This window comes from Paenibacillus sp. 276b (assembly GCF_900107875.1).
GTDB classification, from domain to species: Bacteria; Bacillota; Bacilli; order Paenibacillales; family Paenibacillaceae; genus Paenibacillus; species Paenibacillus marchantiae.
Genome location: NZ_FNRR01000001.1, coordinates 2490184 through 2512042 on the forward strand (window position 1 = coordinate 2490184; position 21859 = coordinate 2512042).

Annotated in this window: 26 protein-coding genes; 2 read left to right on the top strand and 24 right to left on the bottom strand. The window is 46.7% G+C overall.

All coding sequences use genetic code 11. The features are described from left to right. Window positions 1-22: 22 nt before the first annotated feature. The 14 genes from trpE to mtrB all read right to left on the bottom strand — a co-directional run bounded on the left by trpE (window position 23) and on the right by mtrB (window position 12012). Entirely contained in the window at window positions 23-1594 is a 1572-nt protein-coding gene (gene trpE / locus BLV50_RS10655; RefSeq protein WP_063566774.1) for an anthranilate synthase component I, read from the bottom strand. Between the two features lie 488 nt (window positions 1595-2082). Further along, complete coding sequence (locus BLV50_RS32725; RefSeq protein WP_170867816.1) at window positions 2083-2244, bottom strand: hypothetical protein; 162 nt, start codon at window positions 2242-2244, stop codon at window positions 2083-2085. Between the two features lie 49 nt (window positions 2245-2293). Continuing rightward, window positions 2294-2671, bottom strand: coding sequence for a chorismate mutase (aroH, locus tag BLV50_RS10660; protein ID WP_063566773.1), 378 nt, complete (start codon window positions 2669-2671; stop codon window positions 2294-2296). 5 nt (window positions 2672-2676) lie between these two features. After that, entirely contained in the window at window positions 2677-3771 is a 1095-nt protein-coding gene (gene aroB / locus BLV50_RS10665) for a 3-dehydroquinate synthase (RefSeq protein WP_090807391.1), read from the bottom strand. Window position 3772: 1 nt separating this feature from the next. After that, entirely contained in the window at window positions 3773-4942 is a 1170-nt protein-coding gene (gene aroC, locus BLV50_RS10670; RefSeq protein WP_063566771.1) for a chorismate synthase, read from the bottom strand. A 246-nt stretch (window positions 4943-5188) separates the two neighbouring features. Then, entirely contained in the window at window positions 5189-5983 is a 795-nt protein-coding gene (locus BLV50_RS10675; RefSeq protein WP_064636850.1) for a CheR family methyltransferase, read from the bottom strand. 24 nt (window positions 5984-6007) lie between these two features. After that, window positions 6008-6451, bottom strand: coding sequence for a nucleoside-diphosphate kinase (gene ndk / locus BLV50_RS10680; protein ID WP_063566769.1), 444 nt, complete (start codon window positions 6449-6451; stop codon window positions 6008-6010). Window positions 6452-6640: 189 nt separating this feature from the next. Further along, complete coding sequence (locus BLV50_RS10685; protein ID WP_063566768.1) at window positions 6641-7615, bottom strand: polyprenyl synthetase family protein; 975 nt, start codon at window positions 7613-7615, stop codon at window positions 6641-6643. 338 nt (window positions 7616-7953) lie between these two features. Continuing rightward, a complete protein-coding gene (locus tag BLV50_RS10690; RefSeq protein ID WP_063566767.1) occupies window positions 7954-8571 on the bottom strand; it encodes a UbiX family flavin prenyltransferase in 618 nt (205 codons plus the stop codon). 2 nt (window positions 8572-8573) lie between these two features. Beyond that, window positions 8574-9440 (bottom strand): UbiA-like polyprenyltransferase, encoded by an 867-nt coding sequence (locus tag BLV50_RS10695; RefSeq protein ID WP_063566766.1) that lies wholly within the window; start codon window positions 9438-9440, stop codon window positions 8574-8576. Then, window positions 9433-10161: a demethylmenaquinone methyltransferase gene (locus BLV50_RS10700; RefSeq protein WP_090807393.1), complete on the bottom strand. Its 729-nt coding sequence runs from the start codon at window positions 10159-10161 to the stop codon at window positions 9433-9435. The genes BLV50_RS10695 and BLV50_RS10700 overlap by 8 nt, the downstream gene beginning before the upstream one ends. A gap of 14 nt (window positions 10162-10175) precedes the next feature. Beyond that, window positions 10176-11039, bottom strand: coding sequence for a heptaprenyl diphosphate synthase component 1 (locus BLV50_RS10705; RefSeq protein WP_063566765.1), 864 nt, complete (start codon window positions 11037-11039; stop codon window positions 10176-10178). A 101-nt stretch (window positions 11040-11140) separates the two neighbouring features. Beyond that, window positions 11141-11692 carry a hypothetical protein gene (locus BLV50_RS10710; RefSeq protein WP_063566764.1) on the bottom strand — a complete coding sequence of 184 codons (552 nt, stop codon included), beginning with the start codon at window positions 11690-11692 and terminating at the stop codon, window positions 11141-11143. 98 nt (window positions 11693-11790) lie between these two features. Next, window positions 11791-12012, bottom strand: coding sequence for a trp RNA-binding attenuation protein MtrB (gene mtrB, locus BLV50_RS10715; protein WP_024630669.1), 222 nt, complete (start codon window positions 12010-12012; stop codon window positions 11791-11793). A 147-nt stretch (window positions 12013-12159) separates the two neighbouring features. Here mtrB and BLV50_RS32730 point away from each other — a divergent pair, with 147 nt between their 5' ends. Then, window positions 12160-12321, top strand: coding sequence for a hypothetical protein (locus BLV50_RS32730; protein ID WP_157258423.1), 162 nt, complete (start codon window positions 12160-12162; stop codon window positions 12319-12321). A 66-nt stretch (window positions 12322-12387) separates the two neighbouring features. On the opposite strand, the gene BLV50_RS10720 is transcribed toward BLV50_RS32730, so the two are convergent. The 5 genes from BLV50_RS10720 to spoIVA all read right to left on the bottom strand — a co-directional run bounded on the left by BLV50_RS10720 (window position 12388) and on the right by spoIVA (window position 18286). Then, window positions 12388-12660 (bottom strand): HU family DNA-binding protein, encoded by a 273-nt coding sequence (locus BLV50_RS10720; RefSeq protein ID WP_024630670.1) that lies wholly within the window; start codon window positions 12658-12660, stop codon window positions 12388-12390. Window positions 12661-12880: 220 nt separating this feature from the next. Then, window positions 12881-13867: an ABC transporter permease gene (locus BLV50_RS10725; RefSeq protein WP_063566763.1), complete on the bottom strand. Its 987-nt coding sequence runs from the start codon at window positions 13865-13867 to the stop codon at window positions 12881-12883. Further along, a complete protein-coding gene (locus BLV50_RS10730; RefSeq protein WP_064636844.1) occupies window positions 13864-15381 on the bottom strand; it encodes a sugar ABC transporter ATP-binding protein in 1518 nt (505 codons plus the stop codon). The genes BLV50_RS10725 and BLV50_RS10730 overlap by 4 nt, the downstream gene beginning before the upstream one ends. A gap of 109 nt (window positions 15382-15490) precedes the next feature. Beyond that, a complete protein-coding gene (locus tag BLV50_RS10735) occupies window positions 15491-16588 on the bottom strand; it encodes a sugar ABC transporter substrate-binding protein (RefSeq protein WP_063566761.1) in 1098 nt (365 codons plus the stop codon). A gap of 219 nt (window positions 16589-16807) precedes the next feature. Continuing rightward, window positions 16808-18286 (bottom strand): stage IV sporulation protein A, encoded by a 1479-nt coding sequence (gene spoIVA / locus BLV50_RS10740; protein WP_024630674.1) that lies wholly within the window; start codon window positions 18284-18286, stop codon window positions 16808-16810. A gap of 455 nt (window positions 18287-18741) precedes the next feature. Between spoIVA and BLV50_RS10745 the strand changes: the two genes are divergently transcribed. Further along, window positions 18742-19131 (top strand): tautomerase family protein, encoded by a 390-nt coding sequence (locus BLV50_RS10745; protein WP_090807395.1) that lies wholly within the window; start codon window positions 18742-18744, stop codon window positions 19129-19131. 152 nt (window positions 19132-19283) lie between these two features. Here BLV50_RS10745 and BLV50_RS10750 read toward each other — a convergent pair whose 3' ends face one another. From BLV50_RS10750 to BLV50_RS10770, 5 genes are all read right to left on the bottom strand, one after another. Then, on the bottom strand, window positions 19284-20057 hold the full coding sequence (locus BLV50_RS10750) for a hypothetical protein (RefSeq protein ID WP_083584849.1): 774 nt from the start codon (window positions 20055-20057) through the stop codon (window positions 19284-19286). A gap of 35 nt (window positions 20058-20092) precedes the next feature. Beyond that, window positions 20093-20446 carry a 2Fe-2S iron-sulfur cluster-binding protein gene (locus BLV50_RS10755; protein WP_063566759.1) on the bottom strand — a complete coding sequence of 118 codons (354 nt, stop codon included), beginning with the start codon at window positions 20444-20446 and terminating at the stop codon, window positions 20093-20095. A 16-nt stretch (window positions 20447-20462) separates the two neighbouring features. Then, complete coding sequence (locus BLV50_RS10760) at window positions 20463-21080, bottom strand: hypothetical protein (protein ID WP_063566758.1); 618 nt, start codon at window positions 21078-21080, stop codon at window positions 20463-20465. 83 nt (window positions 21081-21163) lie between these two features. Next, window positions 21164-21343, bottom strand: a complete 180-nt coding sequence (locus tag BLV50_RS10765; RefSeq protein ID WP_090807397.1) for a DUF2768 family protein — start codon at window positions 21341-21343, stop codon at window positions 21164-21166. A 170-nt stretch (window positions 21344-21513) separates the two neighbouring features. After that, window positions 21514-21789, bottom strand: a complete 276-nt coding sequence (locus tag BLV50_RS10770) for a stage VI sporulation protein F (RefSeq protein WP_024630680.1) — start codon at window positions 21787-21789, stop codon at window positions 21514-21516. Between the last annotated feature and the right edge of the window lie 70 nt (window positions 21790-21859).

Genomic DNA, 21859 nt, shown 5'->3' on the forward strand with positions numbered 1-21859 from the left:
TTCATTTCCGGTCTCTCCTCTCTCAGTTTTGTGCAGCCGTGGCTGGGGTAACAAAATAATCGGCGTTGGCAAGTTTCAAGGTGTGATCCTTCTCTTTGGCAGGAAACATCGCTTCTGCTGTACGAATCGCCTTAAGTAACGCTTTGGCTTTATTTACTGTTTCTTCATATTCATTCTCAGGCACCGAATCCCATACGATTCCGGCTCCAGCCTGCACATAAGCTTTTCCCTTTTTGAAAATAATCGTTCGGATTGTAATACAGGAGTCCATGTTGCCCGAGAAACCAAGATAACCGATAGCACCTGCATAAGCACCCCGTGCTTCTTTTTCCAGTTCCGCGATAATCTCCATCGCACGTAGCTTCGGCGCACCGGATACCGTACCCGCCGGCAAACACGAAAGAAATGCATCAAAGAAATCCTTGTCTTCTCTAAGCTCACCTGTAACGTTGGACACCATGTGCATGACGTGGGAATATCGTTCAATTTCCATGAACATGTCACATTTCACACTTCCAAAGTTAGACACACGTCCCAGATCATTACGTCCCAGATCAACAAGCATCAGATGTTCCGCACGTTCCTTCTCGTCCTGCAGCAGATCTGCCGCCAATGCACGATCTTCTGCTTCCGTAGCTCCTCTTGGACGTGTACCCGCAATCGGCCGTGTTTCTACGCGGTTTCCATCCACTTTTACCAACGCTTCCGGTGAAGTCCCCACAATAATTTCATCGTCCATCTTCAGATAATACATGTAGGGTGATGGATTCAACGTTCGAAGCACGCGATATACATGCAGCGGAGATACTTCGGTATCAATGTGGAAACGTTGGGATAATACCACTTGAAAAATATCTCCTGCCCGAATGTACTCTTTGGCCTGCTCTACATTCCCGATAAACTGTTCCTTCGTGAGATTGGATCGAATATCCCCCAGTTCCACGTCTCCTGGGATGGAACGCGGGTTCAAGTTCTCCCCTGGTCCTTGCTGCTGCAAGCGTTCAGCCGCCTGTTCCAGCTTCTCAGAAGTTAAAGCATAAGCTTGACGGATATCATCATCCGTTGCACCGTCCTTCACGTGCACATTGCCCACAAGCAGCATCTGCTGCTTCACATGGTCAAACACGATAATCTGGTCGCAGAACATGAAGCGAATATCATCCATTTTCAGATCATCCAGCGCGTGGGCCGGAAGCTTCTCATAATATTGCAGCAGATCGTATCCAAAGAAACCGATGGCCCCGCCTGTAAATGGCGGCAGTTCATCATCCTTCGGACTGCGATACTTACGCAGCAGAGCTTTGAGTTCTTCAATCGGCTTGCCTGGCAGTTCTCGAATCTGGCCCGCTTCTTCTACCACGATCCGGCCTTTTTTGGCGGAGATCATCAGGAACGGATCTGTACCGATGAAGGAATATCTCGCCCATTGAATTCCACCCTCCACACTTTCCAGCAGAAATGCCCGGTCGTTGTCAGCATAACGGCGGAAAATCCGAATCGGGGTCTCCATGTCTGCCAGAATCCGTTTGACTACCGGAATCAGATTATATTCATTCGACATTTTCAGTACTTGATTAACGTTTGGCGTTATCATCAGATCACGTCCTTTCAGATTTATATAAGTTCAACTAAAGAGGTTTACACTGAGCACTCCGATGACAGAACAACCTTCCGATCGCTGTTATCCCCAGATTTTTTGATTCCCTTTCTAAAGGGAAAATCCGGTGATAAAGGCGAACGCTCCGCTTCTTCAGGTTATTTCTGTCCTCTCCGTTTTTGTGTAAAAAGTTTAGTTGAACCTATATGGGTAGAAGAAACAATTCAATATACAACAAAAAAACCTCTACCATCAGGTAGAGGTTTGGTTATAAGCTGTTTCAACAGGTTGGTGCTTCATAAATAACAAGTCCCTATACATGCATACTTACCGAATTATCACACAGGCTGTTGTATGGATGTAATACAAATCCATCAAATAAAAAGGAAATGTACCGGCATACACTGATTCTCACCCATAGCACTCATTCTTTCATGAAATGCAAGAGGATATCGGTCGTATTATACCTAAACAAAACGATGTCGCTAGACACGTTTGCATTCCTTCATCCTGTTTCTAATAATTCCGTAGCTCGACGTACCGCGAATCAGTTGACCGGCTTCTGTTACTCCGGTTACCACCCGCTGGACTCTGCTATATACTCCACTCATCTCAGCTGCTCTCAGCTCAATCTCTACTCTACTCAACTGGTTCTCACTATACATCATTCAGAATGATTTGACAACCACTCTAATCTTACGAATTGGAAGGTGCCGCCAAATCGGGACGCAGAGACTGTGCACCGTTAAGATACACATGGTTGATTTCATTCTGACCTTTTGCAGTGTTAACATGTACCATAAAACGGATGCACTGTGGCAAGGCACCTGCAACCGGAACTTCCAGCGCACACATCAAAGGTACAAGCTCCCAGCCATCCAACTGACGAATTGCCTTTGCTGGGAAAGCTGCATCCAGATCTCCAGTCATCGTAATCCACACACTGCAAATATCTTCGGGTTGAATCTCGTTACGATCCACGATTTCCTGCAATAGTACAGCCGTTTCTTTCAAAATATGTTCTTCGTTATTATGCGTGACCGTAGTAGCCCCGCGAATTCCCCGAGTAACCATCACTTTTAATCTCCCTTCTTGAGCATTTCAATGACGTCGCGTACTGCCGATACCGGTACATCCTTCACAATTCTGGCAGCGCCGATCCGGTCAGGAATAATGAAGACCATATGGCCCTCACGGAACTTTTTGTCGTGCATCATTGCATCCATTAATGCATCCGTATCCAAATGTTTTGGCATCGTCACCGGCAGGCGCAATGAACGCAACATGCGAACCGTATCGTCATAGAGTCCTGCTGGGGCTCCCAACTTTTCGCCGAGCAATGCCGAACCCGCCATACCAATCGAGATGGCTTCTCCATGCAGAAATTCGCCGTAACCGGCAATCGCTTCAATGGCATGACCAATCGTATGACCCAGGTTTAACAATGCACGTTCTCCATTTTCACGTTCGTCACGCGATACAATCTCTGCCTTGATACCACAGCCTCGTTCCAAGCCATATCCCAAAGCCTCCGGATCAAGGGCAAGCAGTTCATCCGCATGCTCCTCACACCAGTATGCAAAAGCTTCGTCCCGAATCAGTCCGTGCTTCAGCATCTCTGACAAACCAGCAGAGACATCGCGTGGCGGCAAGGTTTGAAGAGTATCCACATCATAGAGCACCAGCTCTGGCTGATGGAATGCACCGATCATATTTTTAGCCAGCGGATGATTGACAGCTACTTTGCCGCCAACACTGCTGTCATGCGCCAGGATCGTCGTAGGCACCTGTACAAACTTGATTCCACGCATATATGTAGCAGCAACAAAACCAGCCAGATCCCCTACTACACCGCCGCCTAAAGCAACAATTGCCGAACTGCGATCCAGTTTGCCTTCGATGGCGGCCGTCATCATATCCTGATATACCGAAAGGGATTTCGATGTTTCACCAGATGGAACAACTGCGGAGACGACTGTAAAACCAGCCGTACGCAGTGTTTGTTCCAGATCGGACAAGTATTTGGGTGCCACATGATCATCAGTAATAATGAGTAAGGGGCTTTTTTTGGTTAAGCCATATTGCTCAAAATATTGAGGCGCTTGAGCCAACAGGCCGCTGCCAATCAGGATTGGATATGAGCGTTCCTCCAACTGCACTGTCAGCTGGCGCATCTTAGTAATTCTCCAGTTGATTATTGTAGTTGGCAAAGTTCGCGCGGATTTCCTCCATGGAGTCTCCGCCAAATTTCTCAAGGAAAGCTTTTGCAATTTCCCAGGCTACCACATGCTCCATTACTACACTAGCTGCCGGAACAGCACATGCATCAGAACGCTCAACCTGAGCTGTAAATGCTTCTTTTGTATCGATATCCACACTTTGAAGCGGTTTGTACAACGTAGGAATAGGTTTCATAACCCCACGTACCACTACTGGCATACCGTTAGTCATTCCGCCCTCGAATCCGCCCAAACGGTTGGTAGCTCGGTGGTAACCACGCTCTTCACTATGCACGATTTCATCATGCACCTGAGAACCACGAATCGTTCCGGCTTCGAACCCGATACCAATTTCCACACCTTTGAATGCGTTAATGGACATCACACCCTGAGCAATCCGTGCATCCAGTTTACGGTCATATTGTACGTGGCTACCAAGACCCACAGGCACACCTTCAACGATGCATTCCACGATTCCACCGATGGAGTCGCCTTCCTGCTTGATCTGGTCGATGTAAGCTTCCATCTTCTTCTCGGTTTCTGCATCAGTTACACGTACGGAAGAAGCTTCTGTCACTTCGATCAGTTCATCAATCGGCAGATCTTGATAAGGAGCTTCGATTTCTCCGATACGCAACACACGTCCAGCCACTTTGATCCCGAATTCAGCAAGGAATTGACGTGCAATAGCACCACATGCTACACGTACCGTTGTCTCACGCGCACTGGAACGCTCCAGCACATTACGCAAATCTTTCAGGTTATATTTGAGCCCGCCATTCAAATCAGCATGTCCCGGACGTGGACGATGAACGCGACGTTTCTCTTCGTCACTGCCTTCAATCGGCTCAATATTCATAATATTCTGCCAGTGTTTCCAGTCATTATTTTGAACAACCAACGCTACAGGAGCACCTGTTGTATATCCGTGACGAATACCACCAACGAAATTGGCCTGATCCTTCTCAATTTGCATGCGACGTCCACGGCCATATCCCTTTTGGCGGCGGTGAAGCTGAAAATTCAGCTCTTCAAAGTCAATATTCAGATTGCTTGGCAATCCTTCAATAATTGCGGTTAATTGGGGTCCGTGCGTCTCCCCTGCGGTTAAATAGCGTAAACTCATAATACGTTCCCCCTTTAAACTGTTAAACTTCACATTGCTAAAATCCCATAATTTCTTTGCTTATTATAGTATAGCTGACCGGCTTTGACAAGAAAGTCGGTCGTTTCTTGTCCTAAATTGGATTGGACTCGAATGGTGATTGATTGAGATTCCGACGTGTATGAGAAATATCCATTCATTTATTATGCAAATAACCGCCTGGACACATATACATGTGCACGCCAGACGGTTATGAAATAATTGAGATTATTTTTTGCGATAAAAGAATGTTTCCGCTGTTTCCAGACCATATTGCCCCGGGGAAAAAATCTGTTCCGTACTGCCCACGAACAAAATACCACCTGGACGCAAACTTGTTGCAAACTTGTGATACAACAGGTTTTTGGCTTCCTCGGTAAAATAGATCATGACATTGCGGCACACAATCAGATCATATCCTTCGTCAAAACGATCGAGTAACAGATTCTGCTTCATGAACTTGACTGAACTTTTCAGTTGTTCATCAATACGGTACACCAAGCCATCCTGCTTGAAGTATCGATTTGCTGTTTCCTTCGGTACATCTTTGAGCGAGCGTTCCATATAACGCCCTTCCTTGGCTTTAGCGAGAGCTCCTTCGTCCAAGTCACTTGCCGTAATGGAGCTTCCCTTAAGAATGCCCATCGTGTCCAGAATCATCGCCAAAGTGTAAGGTTCTTCGCCTGTGGAACAAGCGGCACTCCACACTTTAACGCCACGCTTCGGACCCAGCAACTCAGGCAGGATTTCATCCCGCAGTACTTCCCAGCGATTGGGGTTACGCCAAAATTCCGAGACGTTAATGGTCATGCGATCCAGAAACTCATAAAACAGAGACTTGTCCTTCTGCATGGCATCAAAAAAGATAGAAAACGTATGAAATCCGTTTTTGTTACGAAGTGTGGTCAGCCTTCTTTTCATCTGGCCTTCCTTGTATTGAGCAAGATCAATGCCTGTGCTCTCTTTGATTTTCCGAATAAATCCGGTGTAATCCGGGTCTAGTAGTTGTTCCTGCTCCAGCATCGTATCACCCTTCTGGCTAAAAAATTACAACCAGGCTGCGATGCTCTTGTCGTACGTTACCAGCTCATCCGGAGTAAAGAAGTTCGCTGCTTCACGAGTGGCGCTTTCCGGTGAATCCGCCCCATGAATCAGATTATGCGGTGTATGGCTGGCGAAATCTCCGCGAATTGTACCCGGAGCCGCTTCCTTCACATTGGTTTTCCCGATTACAATGCGCGCAAGCGCCACGATGTCGTCACCTTCCCAGACCATAGCAAATACAGGTCCAGATGTGATAAAACGAACCAGATCATCGAAGAACGGTTTCCCCTCATGTTCAGCATAATGGCGTTTGGCCTGATCTTCAGACATCTGCACCAGCTTGCCTGCCACCAACTTAAATCCTTTGTCTTCCAGACGGCTAACGATACGCCCTATCAAACCACGCTGCACACCATCCGGCTTCACCATCAAAAATGTACGATCCATAGGCTCACTCCTCACTCACGGTTCAAAGTTATTTCATTATGTAAACGCAATCCCTTTGATTGTAACATACATGTCCAAATCCTCCCAATGAGGAATATCACATGAATGTTATTTTTTGAGTGAGACAGCTACACGAGGAACTGCATTCATGAAAAGATGCCCGTCCATAGCAGTCTATGTTCAAACATATTAATGCGTACGTTTGACCACAAAATGAGCGATATCACGTAAGTTTTTGGTGGTCTTGATGTTAGGCAGTTGATCCAGAGCATCGAGCGCTTTCTTCATATATCGGTCAGCCAGGGCTTCTGCTTTAGCAATTCCTTGACTTTGGCGAATCATTCCAATTGCATCGGATGCACTCGCCCGTCCCTCCTCGTGCTGAACGCGGGCTATCTCCTTCAGCAAAGGTTCACGCAAATTAGGTTCCTGCAATGCATACAGTACAGGCAGCGTAATATTCCCCTGCTTCATATCACTGCCTGGAGGCTTGCCCAGTTGCTTTTCGGTGCCAACCAGATCAAGTACATCATCTTGAATCTGGAACGCCATACCCACGTTGTAACCGTAGGTGTACAGCAACGAAGATACATGTTCCGGCGCACGAGTAGCAAGCGCCCCCAGCTGGCAGCTGACAGCAATAAGAAGCGCCGTTTTGCGACGAATTCGCAAGAGATAGTTACGTACACTTTGTCCCGTATTGAAAAAGTCCCGAATTTGCTCCATTTCACCAATGGACATCTGCACCATCGCTTTGGCCAGAATACGGTGTATCGCCGGATCTGACAGGCCCGCAGTCATCTCAAGCGCCTTGCCGTAAATGTAATCTCCGGTGTACATGGCAATCCGATTATCCCATTTGGACTTCACCGTTGGTTTACCTCTCCGTGTCGCTGCATTATCAATAACATCATCGTGAACCAGAGAAGCCGAATGAATCAGTTCCAACGGAACCGCTACCAGCTTCAGACGTTCAATGTCGTATGTACCGAATTTCCCACCGAGTAACACAAATACCGGACGCAAACGCTTACCCCCTGCCTTGAGCAGGTGAAGTGACGTTTCGCTTAGCAGTTTCTGTTCTCCCTGAACACTGCGATACAGCTCTTTTTCAATGTAGTCCATGTCTTTTTTTAACAACCCGAAAATATCCAATAGTTTCATTCGTTCACCCGTGTCAGCGTATTGTCAGTCCATAAATCCATGCTTACCTTCCCCTCCAGCAAGTCGGGCCTGCAGGCATAACGAAAAACCAGGGCTTGCCTTTCCTGCTTGTGTTCTTCTGAGACGTACTAATCTTCTTCGAATGTCAAGGCCGACATCCGGGAATTAAACTCTGCGACTTGTTCTGAAACATAAGTACAGAAGTTGCCGGAGCATGGGTCAAGGCTGTGGTTCCATCCAAACATCACCATCAGCGCTCACCAATACCCCGGGATTGGGGGACAGCAAATTGCCCTGCAATTCGGTCAGCAGATTCAAAATTGCAGGAAGCTCAGAAGCTATCCCCGTTCATCCGGTTCTCCCCACCTGGTAAACAGTTGATGCGGGATGCGCAGACTATCGAGCACTTTACCCACTAGAAACAGAATCAACTCGTCCATCGTTTGGGGTTTGTAATAAAAAGCAGGCATGGCCGGTATCATGCGGACACCAAGCCGTGAGAGTTTCAGCATGTTTTCCAGATGAATTGCATGCAGTGGCGTCTCACGTGGCACCAGAATCAGCGTTCTTCCCTCTTTCATCATGACATCAGCAGCCCGGGACATCAGATTGTCCGATGACCCTTGTGCAATGGATGAAAGAGTACCCATGGAGCATGGCATTATAATCATGCCTTCTGCCAGGAAAGAACCACTCGCGATGGAGGCACCAATATCACTAACGGGATGATAGATTAGGGAACCCGCACGACCACCAAATTTTTCTTCCAGCACACGGTCCCGATTCGTAACATCCCAGTCCATTTCTTCTTTTAATACACGCCACCCGGCATTGGAGATCACCAGATGCACAGTGTATTCCAGATCAAGCAGCGTTTCAATTAATCTGATGCCATATATACTTCCACTGGCCCCGGTAATTCCGACAACAAGTCGTTTATTGTCCGGCTGCTGCATCTTTATTTCACCGCCAAATCAATCAGGGTAAACGTAAATACCACTAAACTCAGCACACTGTTCATCGTAAAGAATGCTGTTTGTACACGGCTCATGTCATTTGGCGATACAATATAGTGTTCATAGAAGAGGATACCATAAGTTATCAGCATTCCGGCTCCATACCACCAGCTCAGATCGGTCAACAATAACAAAGCAAGAAAACCGATTGCTGTAATCACGTGGAAGAACTTTGCGATCTGCAATGATTTGTTAAGACCAAAACGGGAAGGTATGGAATGAAGGCCCTCGCCCTGATCAAAATCCAGATCCTGACATGCATAGATGATATCGAACCCTGCAGTCCAGAACACAATCGTAACGTACAGCACAATCGCTGTCCAATCCATCGTACCCGTTACTGCTACCCAACCCCCAAGTGGAGCCAGACCAATGGTCATACCGAGCACTACGTGGCACAACCAGGTGAAACGTTTGGTATATGAATACAAAACCAGCATAAATACAGCTATCGGCAACAGCTGCATGGATAACACGTTAAGGTTGGATGAGGCCCAGAACAAGAGCACAAATGATACTATGATAAAAATAACGACCTCACCGTTTTTCAACAAACCGGCCGGAATTGCTCTCATCGCGGTACGTGGATTTTTCTTGTCTATGGCCTGGTCAATCATGCGGTTCAAGCCAAAAGCAGCACTTCTTGCACCAATCATAGCCAGTAATACCCACATAATCTGCATCCAGGTCGGGAATGTATCATTCACTACCATGGAACCGAGGATGGCTCCCATAAATGCAAAAGGTAAAGCGAAAAGCGTATGTTCAATTTTGATCATTTCTAAAAAGATGCGAATTTTCCTAAACATGCTGATTCTCCTTGGTTCCAATATGCAGTGCCGCGACGCCTCCGGTTAGAGGGTAGGCCTGCACTTGCTGCAATCCAGTTTCAGCGAAAATGTCGGCCAGTTCCTTCCTTCCTGGAAAAAGTGCAAGTGAGTCGGGCAGCCATTTATACTGCTCATAACGTTTGGCAAACAATTTGGCAAGATTGGGTAATACTTGTTCAAAATAAAAATAATAAATACCTTTAAACGGTTGCCATGTCGGCTTGGACAATTCCAGACACACCACCATGCCACCCGGTTTCACTACACGCTTCATCTCCGACAGAACCTGTCTAAGATCCGGTACATTGCGCAGTCCAAATCCAATCGTTACATAATCGAATGAATTGTCTTCAAAGGGAAGTGACATTGCATTGCCCTGTACCAACGTAATTTGTTTTTGCCGATTTACAGCGTCAACTTTGATTTGTCCAACCTCCAACATGTTGCTGCTGAAATCCAGTCCATGCATGTGACCTGTTTCACTTGCTTCAGCCATCGCAAGCGTCCAATCACATGTGCCGCAGCACAAATCAAGACCGGTATCGCCTTTGGACATATTCATTTTCTTCATCGTAAATTTGCGCCAAGCCTTGTGTCTGCGGAAACTCAGGATATCATTCATGACGTCATATTTACCTGCTATACTCTGAAAAACAGAATGGACAAATTCTTCTTTAGGTTTGGTCTCTCCGCTCCCCATTCGTTGTCTCCCCCTCAATCTTCCCTTACTGCCGCATGTGAAGGCTGCAAATACGTCAAGTAAGGCTCCAGGATTGCATCAATTTCTTGCAGGCCCAGTTGATCTTCCTCGTCTTGCAGCAACAGTTGTATACGGTGTGTACACTCACGAAGCTTGTCCAGCAAAAACTCGCCGATTCGATACTTATGCACCATACCACTCCATGCTCTTGTATCAGGCTCCGGCTGACGCAGCGTATTGCGCTCGTCGTCATTGCCATACTCGTAAATATGCCAGAAAGCATAACTGTGATAAAAGTTCTGTTCGTCATTCATCCGATGCAGCTCTTCCATAATTGCCTCGCAGTAGCTGAATTCGGCCAACAGGTCGTTCCATAGTGATGCTTCGTTATCGCGGATCATGCCTGTAAAAGAAAGAAACAGCTGCATCTTCAGCTGTACTGTTTCACGCAAGTATTCTTCAGCCGAAACGAGAAGCTTTTTCATCCGTTCATACAGCGTCATCTTGCGTGCATTCACTTCGGATACAGCACCACTAAGTTTACCGATCATTTCAATTTTGCCTGCATGGGCAAGCAACTGATAGAAACGGCTACTGAAATAATCTCCGGCAAGCACGTTCAGCTGGCGTGAACGCATCTCCAGTTCTCTACGCTCTCCGGATATCGTATCGATTCGATCATGCGTATCCATGGCCAACTGAACGAGCGAGGTTGCGAGAGCGTATAGCTCATCATGAACCTTTTCGTCTGTGCGGCCCACAAATACCTGCAGCAGACGAGCCCGGCTATCCGGAAATGATGGGATTTCCGTATGTTGTCGAATCATGTCGTAATCCGTATATTTCTTTGCTAGTTGGGGTACGCGATATGAATTCATTCTCAGCCTCCGAGCCTTTGCATTGTTAAACCATTTCTGCACAACAATCTTATATATTATAGCATATGTTTATCGGGCACGCACTGAATCATGCTATTCTATTACCCCGGACTTGACATTTCGAATTGCTTCTTCCAAAGTTCGGTCTCCATCATGTGAAACCAGTCCTTCAATTCGTCCGAGAGGATCGGACTATTCCAGTCTCGAAGCGTTTCGATCGCGTACATTGGCCATTCCCCACGCCGAAAATCGGCAGCGAGCAACAAATGTCTTTTGTGAAGCCATTCATCCTCTGCCATAACACGCAGCATCACCTGTTCCACGTTATCCAGACTTCGAAATCCTAGATCTGCCACAGCAGCCATATTACCATAGATTTCGGTGTAACTTGTGCTGGTTCCGGTAACCTTTAGATCAAGCGTCAAAATGGATCGTTTCCACTCCACCCTGGCAATGGGTGTCGATAATTTCATGGTGCTCAGCACGTCCACCAGATTGTCTTCTGTTAGCTGGACGGGATGCTGCGCCGCAGAAACGGGTTGTACGTTTTCACCGCCCAAGGTACGCATATGTAAGGTTTGTATGGCAACAAGCAGAAGGACCGCCGCAACCGTTGCCAGCAGTGAAGCAGTCACGATCATCCGCGGTTTCATAAATGCCTCCCTGCCCTTACCTGTTAGTGTAGTCTGTCCGGTAAAGGCTCATACCTCATTGTACAATGAAAAAAAGCAGGCTATGCCTGCAATTTTCATTATTCCGACTGAATTTGTCCATGCTTGGTGATCAGCGTGGCTTTTCCACGGATTTTAATGGCGGAAGTATGATTGGTAAATTGGGCAAACATGACTTCTCCCTTATCCAGCTTCTCCGTATGGTGGAAGCGGGTATCCTGACCTCGGGTTAAGCCGATCACCTGAACACCGTTCTCCTCCGCCTTAATTACGATATAATCACTGCCGGTTGGATGATCCATCACGCACATCCCCTCTCCTAGTTCAATAGCGTTAATGATGATAAATATTGTTTCATTTGTCAACCAGCCCTTATGTGAATGGAGCGCAATAATCTGTTACTCCCAGGTCATACTACAAGTGATCCAGCCACAGAAAGGAGAGTCTCTATGAAGTACATTCCCGCAGCACTGACAGACGAGCATATTCACCAGTTAAAAGAAACTGAACAGCATCTGTCCGCAGCTGCTGGAGAAGAACTGATTCTGATTGCCTATGCGCAGCAACCGGATGAGCCGGAGTCGCTAGACGGCAGGAAGAAAAATGATTAAAGGACAAAAGAAAAGGCCGTGAACAAGTCACGGTCTTTTTGTCGACATATGGAATATGTAGAAATCTTATTTAATTCCGTCTTTGAGCGCTTTACCTGGTTTGAATGCAGGAATTTTGCTCGCAGGAATTTCGATTTCTTCACCTGTTTGCGGGTTGCGTCCTTTACGTGCAGAGCGCTCGCGAACTTCGAAGTTCCCAAAACCAACCAATTGTACTTTGTCTCCGCTTTGAAGAGCCTCAGAGATTGCTTCGAATACGGCATCAACCGCTTTCGTTACATCCTTTTTGGACAATTCAGTAGCTTCGGACACGTGTGTAATCAAGTCTGATTTGTTCATTTGTTTTTTCACCTCCTGAATCAATGTCCTGAATGTTATACTGTGTTTCCGTTTTATAGCGAAATATACGTTCATACACAAAAAATCTACGTACATCTTGAGCGTGATGAACAGAAATCTCGGCCTGCGGTCAACAGTCATTTCCGGCAGAATGTCGCCTCAAACAAAGGTTGTTTCAGACGCCGAACAAATTTTATACTAATACAGACAGCACACAATTTCAAGTGCGGTTGCGGTTTAACACGTAAAATGTAACCGCCAGGGCAAGCACGAGCACCCCACCTTTTACAATATCATGCGTGAAATATTGAACATTCATCATAGTCAAACCGTTCACCAGTACACCAATCAGAACCGAACCAATGAATGTTCCGATCACGTTTGGTTTACCTGCACCAAATACGGAGAATCCGACAAATACCGCGGCTACGGATTCCATTAACAACGGAGAACCCGCATCAATTTGCCCTGAACCTACTTTGGATGCATAGATAATACCGCCGATTGCAGCAAACACTCCAGCAGCTACATAAGCGAGTGTACGCACCTTTTTCACCTTGATACCGGATAGGCGTGCCGCTTCTTCATTGCCCCCCGTAACGTACATCTGGCGCCCATACTTCGTATACGTCAAAAAGATATGCACACCGATAACCGCAATGAGCAATAGAATGACCGAAATCGGCATTCCCAGCCATTTTCCCTGCCCAAGCTGCAGAAATGTGGGGTCCATCTCTCCGGCAGCCTTGCTTCCGTCAGGAAACTGCATATGGTTATAGATCGTGTACCCTTGAGCATACGTTTTGTGAATTCCACCGATAATGTACATCGTGGCAAGTGTAGCGAGTAGATCCGGGATACGCAGTTTCACAATTAGCAAGGAATTAAGCCAACCAATCACAGCACCAATAATCAGTGGGACGATAATGACAACTGCCAGCGGCTGCTGATACCAAATCATTAATGAAGCGGTAACGACAGTAGTCAGCGAGACGGTCGCCCCCACCGAAAGATCAAATCCATCAACAATGAGAGATAAGGTAACACCAATCGCCACAAATGTCACGATAGAGATTGAACCCAAAATATCGGTCAAGTTACTGTACGTGAAGAAATAAGGCAATTTAATACCGAAAAATGCTATAACACCAATAATAACGATAATTGCGCCATAACGGAACGCGAAATCTAATGATTTATCCTTCATGCTTCCACCTCTTGTCCACCGCTTGCGTAGTATAGCAGCTGTTCTTGATTGGTCTCGCCCCGTTTGAATTCCTTTACAATCGTCCCTTCACACATGACTGCAATCCGATCACCAATGCCCAATCCTTCATCCAGTTCACACGTGAAATAGATAACAGCTTTACCCGCCAAAGCCAGTTCGTTAATGATGCGAAAAATGTCACTTTTGGCGCCGATATCCACACCTTTTGTCGGCTCATCAAAGATAAAGACGTCTGCGTCGGCATTAAGCCATTTGCCAATGGCCACCTTTTGTTGATTGCCACCGCTTAAATACTTCACTTCCTGTCGCACTGACGATGTTTTGATACCGAGTTGCTGCACTAAAGATTCCGCATTCTCACGCTCTCGCTTTCGACTTACAAAACCTAATCTACTAAGACGTCCAAGCAAAGGCAGGCTCAAATTCCGCTCCACGTTTTCCTCAATCAAAATCCCCTGTTTCCGCCGTTCCTCAGGCACGGAGACAATTCCCAGAGCAGCAGCATCAGCAGGTTGGGAAAGACGAAGTTCACGATTGTTAAGCCGAATCTCTCCACTCTCCAACCGATCTGCACCAATCAACAAGCGGGAACATTCCGTTTTCCCCGCACCTACAAGCCCTACTACAGCAAGCACTTCGCCTCGACGAACAGATAGGTCCACACCCTTGACTCGGACTCCACGCCGAAGTCCTCTTGCTTCCAGCAACACTTCTCCTACCGGTGCTTCTGTCTTGGGAAACTCTTCCTCAAACGGTTTTCCGAGCATCTGTGTCACCAGATCATTGATCGTAAGCTCTTTTGCCTCACCCGTGAACACATGTTGTCCATCTCTCATCACGGTGACGCGGTCACAGTGACTTGTAACTTCAGGAAGACGGTGAGTAATAAAAATACATGCCACTCCGCGTTCTTTCAACAAATGTACAATTCGGAAAAAAGCATCCGTTTCTTCCTGGCTCAGCGGTGCAGTTGGTTCATCAAAAATAATGACCTTGGCATCCTGAATCAGGATACGTGCGAGCAGAATCATCTGCTTCTCCGCGAGCGTCAGGTCGGCTACTTTTTTGTGAACGGATATAGCCGCTCCTAATTGCTGCAAAGCTTCAGCCGCACGTTGTTGCAGTTTCCGCGGGCTTTTCCACCAACCTCCACTCGGCGACGCTAATTGATCCAGCATAATGTTCTCGGCAGCTGTCAATTGGGGAACCAGCGCAGCATCCACCTCTTGATACACACAGTGAATACCACTCGCTTTGGCATCGCCTGGTGAATTCAGATGAAGCGTTTGCCCACTTAATTGGATAGTACCCTGATCCAGTTGATAGGCACCAGATAGAATTTTCATCAATGTGCTCTTGCCGGCACCATTCGCACCTAGCAGCGCATGAATTTCTCCGCCTTTCACGGAGAACTCCACGTCTTTCAGTGCAGGAATGCCTGCAAACTGCTTGTGGATATGTTCCATTTGAAGCAGAATCGGTGCAGTACTCATGACGCCAACCTCCAATCGCTCCCCTCCGGGAGTGTCACTATTCTCATGTAGTTATATTCCATCATGGTTGGAAAAAGCGCGCCTTGCGGCGCGCCTCCGTTACGCTGTTTTATTTAGCAGTAACTCCGTATTCCGACATCCATTCCTTGATTCCCTGTGTACTACCTCCCCAACCCTCAACATACTCGGACAGCTCTGAAGTGGAGATTTGTTTGTCAGGCAGCGCATCGCGCTGTACATAAACCGGGTTGAGAACCACTTGATCCTCTGTATCATCCCCGTTCAGCTTCTGGTATGCATAACGGACTTGTACACGTCCAATGTCTGTTGGATCAACCGCTGCGGAAGCTACCCAAGGGTTTTTCGGATCTTGGATCATCTGTAAATCTTCATCACTCATATCAATACCATATACCTTGATCTCGTCACGTCCTGCTTGCTGAATGGCACGCGCTGCACCTTTGGCGAACTCATCCCATGCAGTCCATACCGCTGTGATTTCACCTTTTGGATATTGTTTCAGGATCGCTTCCATTTTGGCTTGTGTATCCAGCGCCGGGTTCTGAGCTGAACCAAACGTTGCAATCTCCTTAATATCCGGGTTCTCTTTCAGGAACTTGCCATAAGCAACCTGACGACGTTCCATTGGTGCAAAGCCGGCAACCCATACTTTTACGATATTGCCTTGTCCGTTGATATCTTTTTTCATTTGCTCCAGCGTAAGTTCAGCCATCTTTTGATCATCCTGGGACAACACTGTTGCTCCCGGAACACTAATGTCTGCATCGAACACAACAACCGGAATGTTTTGTTTTACTGCCTTTTTCACGCCCGGCGTCAGCAAGGAATCCCCATGATCCGTTAGAATGGCATCGAATTTCTGGTTAATTGCGCTATCGAGCAACGATACCATTTTGGCTTTATCATTATCGGCGACAAACGTAGTCAATTGTCCACCGAATTTTTCGATTTCTTCTTTAACCCCTTGCACATATTGCTGTGAGAACGTACCTGTGTTAAATTCCATGATCAGTGCAATTCGTTTTCCACTGAGTGGGCCTGTTACTGCTTCGGTTTGAGGCTTGTCCTCTGCTGCGCCGGAAGCTGTAGTTGAAGCAGGCTCTTTTTTAATTCCGCAAGCGGACAGCGCCAATGTAAATACAAGCAACACACTCAACCATACCCATTTTGTATTTTTACTTCTCATCTCTTTCTCCCCCTGTTCACACTCTCTCTGTGATCTCGATCACAATAGTTGAATATTAATATAACGGCTAATCCCTAGTATGTAAATGGGTTTTAGTAATTTAAAGCTAAAACTCGCTAAGTTTTTATTCGAAACTAAAGTATCTTATCCAGTTCATCCAGAATCATGAAAATAAAACAAGAAAAAGACCGCGAGGGGTACCCCTACGGCCTTTTGGACTTACAGAATTATAGCGATTAATCCACCGGAACCTTCGTTAATAATACGTCCCAGCGTCTCTTGCAATTTGTATCGTGCGTTGTCTGGCATCATCGCAATTTTACCCTGAATGCCTTCTCTCACGATGGAATGCAGTGAACGACCGAACATATCTGAATCCCATACCTTGATCGGATCGTTCTCGAAGTCCTGCATCAAGTACCTCACCAGTTCCTCACTCTGTTTTTCCGTTCCGATAATCGGTGCAAACTCCGATTCCACATCGACCCGGATCATGTGAATGGATGGTGCGGTTGCTTTCAGGCGGACGCCGAATTTGGTACCCTGCCGGATGAGTTCAGGTTCATCCAATGCCATTTCGGCGAGGGATGGAGCCGCGATGCCGTAGCCAGTCGTTTTGACCATCTCCAGCGCCTCAGCGAAGCGATCGTACTCCCTCTTCGCATGGGAGAATTCCTGCATCAATTGCAGCAGATGATCTTTGCCTCGAATTTCAATACCAACAACTTCCACGAGGATCTGATCATATAATTCATCCGGTGCATACAGATCGATTTCTGCTACACCCTGCCCCATGTTCATGCCGCTCAGACCGGCTCGGTCGATGAATTCGTATTCCATGAACTGAGCAACAACTCGATCCACATCACGCAGCCTGCGAATATCCTTAACCGTGTCGCGAACGGAATTTTCATAGTTGCTGCGCAGCCAGTGGTTTTCATTCAGCACCATCACCCAGCTCGGCAAATTCACATTCACTTCATGTACAGGGAACTCATACAGCACTTCGCGAAGCACACCTGTGACATCATCTTCTGTCATTGTAGCTGCACTGAGTGTCATAACCGGAATGTCATACTTGGCAGCAAGCTCACTGCGCAACTGCAGCGCTTCTTCACTGCGAGGGCGAGTCGAGTTGATCACCAGTACAAACGGTTTGCCTACTTCCTTCAGTTCGGCTATAACGCGTTCCTCTGATTCCACATAGGAACTCCGGGCAATCTCAGCGATCGTGCCGTCTGTTGTAACCACCACACCCAGTGTGGAATGCTCCTGAATGACTTTGCGTGTGCCAATTTCGGCGGCTTCCTGGAAAGGAATTGGTTCTTCAAACCAAGGCGTGGAGATCATGCGTGGTCCATTCTCATCCTCGTATCCCTTGGCTCCTTCCACTGCGTAGCCTACGCAATCCACAAGGCGCACATTGACATCAAGTCCCTCGGCGACCTTGATTTGAACCGCATTATTCGGTACGAATTTTGGCTCCGTAGTCATGATTGTTTTGCCAGCTGCGCTCTGTGGCAGTTCATCCACTGCCCGCGCACGGTCTGCCTCATTTGTAATGTTCGGCAAGACGATTGTTTCCATGAAACGTTTGATAAATGTTGATTTCCCCGTCCGGACTGCGCCGACAACCCCGAGATAAATATCCCCTCCGGTCCGCTCGGCAATGTCCTTAAAAATGTCCACTTTCTCCAATGAAATCCCTCCCTAAATTACTCCGAAGGAAAAATGCTAAAGAGCATCCGCTTCGTTTTTTCAATCAGAAGACTGAAATCCCTGCAACGGTAGAGCCGCCTTTGTGAGTGCCCGGAAGTCGTCCGCCGCCGAACGTTGCATTCTGATGAAATCGGCGAGAGCGGCGTTAACTCGTACATGCAATTGGACTAGTATCATCTTATGTATCCGTATGCAGCATTATGACGCGTATTTTTTGTTTTTTTCTCAAGGTAGTTGCCTTAAGAGAATCGCCCCGCTCTCGGACTGCGCGTCTTTATTACAATCTACTTTATGAGCGTGCCGAAGCTTTTATGCCGGTTCGTTCATTTGGCTCTCGTGGTACCGTTCAAGCCGTGCAGAAGGTATACTGTGAGGGTAAGGCATTTTTTAGCAGAGAAGAGCAGAGATAACGAGCTGAGAAAGGTGAGATGAGCGTGGCACAGATCAAAGTATATGGACTAGGTGAGCACTTGAACCCATTGAAAGAGCAGCTTTCACAAGTTATACACTCCGTTATGGTGGATGTTGTGGGATTACCGGAGAACAAGAAGTTTCAACGTTACTTTCCCATGAGCACGGATGATTTTCTTTTTCCCTCTGATCGTTCAGCAGGGTATACCATTATTGAAATCAGCATGTTCGAAGGCCGAACAGATCAAGTCAAGAAAGAACTCATTCAGCAATTATTCACACGGATGAACGAACAGTTGAAATTGTCGCCCAATGATGTGGAGATTACTATATATGAAACACCGCGCAGTCATTGGGGTATTCGGGGATTACCCGGTGATGAACTTGACTTGAGTTATAAAGTGGAGGTCTGAACAAAGTAATCTGAATATAGCTTATGGACCATATGATGTGACTATAAACCAACTTATAAAAAAGAGATATCCCGTGATGCGGAATATCTCTTTTTTTTACCTTAAGGACAATCAATGGATTGCGTGCATTCGAATCGAATTAACGCTCATTATTACTTTGTTGCAATCGGGGTGTTATTCTGCCAGGTATAGGCGACTGATTTTACAGGGACAAAGTAAGAATGCTCCAGCAAGAATTCACGCAAATCTTCCACTTTTGTTGGAGCATTATCTGACTTCTCTACAGCCTGCATAATGTCAAAAGCATAATCTACATAGACATTGCCCTCGTCATCCATCATGAAGGGCAGTTCCTGACCCGAATATACACTATTCAGTGTAACCGCTGGGGCACCAGCCTGTGCGGCTTGTTCCATATCTACAGCATATAGCCCCGGATACAGTTCTTCCCCACTTGGTAGTTGATTGTTATGTACGGACTTGTACTGATTGACCATTCGTTGAACATCATTTACTTTCTGTACCGTTTGAAGATCCATGACTTTGACTGTCGGGTTCACTTCTTCATCCTGAATGAGAAAGTAAGCGCTCCCACCACTTTCAAACGCCGTTCCGGGTATTTCATCCAGATACCCCTGCTGTTTCAGCTTGGACAGATCAACTCTGAATTTTTCATATTTCGGTGTTTCCATATCTGCGTTGACCATGGGCAAAATCCCCTGATCCTGTTGGAATGCTTCTACCGCAGTTTGAATACGGCTTACGCTTTCCCTATAAGCTATTTTGGGATCGGGATTACTCTGGGATTGATACATACACCCCGTTGCTGTAAAAGCAAACAATAGGAATAAGAGTAGACAGGACATCTTCTGCAAATGACGCCTCTGCCTTCTTGGTTTCACGTTCTTCGTCATATTCACGTTCATCCGTATCCTCCTTGAATCGTTCCACTCAGGTATTCTTAGAACCAATCGTCCTCTTCCTGCTGCTGACGCTCCAACTGTTTACGAATCGCTGCCTTCAGAGGGTCCTCCGGAACATGAACCGTCACCGATCCCCGCACCTTCGCCTGACATGACAGTCGAGTGCCTGCATCCAGCAGTGAACCTAGTTTACGCTTCTCCGCATCTGTTGGTGGATGCAGCGCTGCTAGATGTTCCGAATCTACTTTCACCTTACACATCAGGCAGGCTGCCTTTCCATCACATCGCGTTGCTATTTTAACCCCTGCACGGCGTGCAGCATTTAACAGCGTTACCCCTGGCTTTAGCCGAATCGTTTTATTTTGCGGTAAAAATGTAATATTGTAATCCATCATTCTTCCTCCTAACTTACTGAGGCCATTCGAAGCCAACAAGCTCTTCCACTTCTGCTCTGAATCGGCTTGTCCATATATTTTGCTTCCCCAATAAAGTCATTAGAGGTTGATGTGATTCAGGCATCTGCCGAATCTGCCTTGCAATGGGTTCGTAACGATCGGCACGGCCTCTCATTAGATTGAACAACAGCTCATGAGCAAGCGGCATTAGACGCAATGTGTAAGAACCTACTTTGGCTTCAGGTGCATACTCGGCCAATACATGCTCAATTTCAATGCGGTACCAACTCTTACGTGACCACACTTCGAAACCCCCAACCAGTTCCAAGGCACAAGTCCCTACCTGATAATGACTGAGTAGCGAGGCATAAGGTCCCGTCTTATCTACGACAGGCTCGTCCAGTACCATTCCAGGCGCAGATTTATGCAGCAACTTCGCGGCGGTGATATCAGCGTAAATGTCAATATCTCTGGGAGCCTGCTGTAATTCCACCTGCTGGAGCAACAACCCACAGCTTCCCCCAAGCAGCCACGTATAAGGCTCTGCATCCCAAGCTTTCGCCGTTTCCAGCAAAGCCGCGTGTAATTCCGGATAGCGCTCTGTCCGATCCTCCGTTTCATGCGACCTCATCGGCTCACCTTCCCTTCATCCGTTTTCGTTGTGTCAGTTCTTATGATGTGTTTATGCGGATGTTATCTCTCAGGCGAGAAAGATCAGGTCAGAGAAGCTATTCCGCCGAAAAGGCCAATCAGCATAATGAGAAAAGCGATTAAAGAAAGAATGCCCCGTACAATGCCTTTCGTTTTGGAGCGAGCAAACGTAATTAGGAATACAGATAGTCCCATAATGAGGATTGCGACCAATGAAAGCCACATCTTGTCCATCGCGTTCATAATCCAGAGTTCTCCCCTTCAGTCCGTAATTCATCACTGACACTGTGACAATTGCAACTATTATAACACGAAACATTGCTCAGCTTTCCAAAAAAAAGACAAAAAGCAAGCCGGCAAATGCCGACTTGTCTTTTTGTCTTGCTCGATCGCCTGCATGCAGGCGCGATCTATTATTTTTTCATCATCATTTTCATTAATGATTCCATACTGTTTGGGTTTAATCCGCTTTTTTTGACGGCACTCACGATATCCTGAACTGTATCCTCAGATACCGGCACTTTTGCCATGGCGGATACTTGCTTGATCAGTTGGCGCAACTGAGCTTCATTCTGCATGGTGGACGGTTTTACTGTACTCGCCAATTTCTTGACGGCACCTTCCGTAATCGATTTCCCTGTTTTTTTGTTGATCGCTTTCAGCGCTTCCTTGGAAATGTTGTTAGCCATTCGTCTCCCCTCCTCCGGCAATACTCATGTGTATAATATGAGTGCACCGCAAAAAAGGTGAATAAGCTTC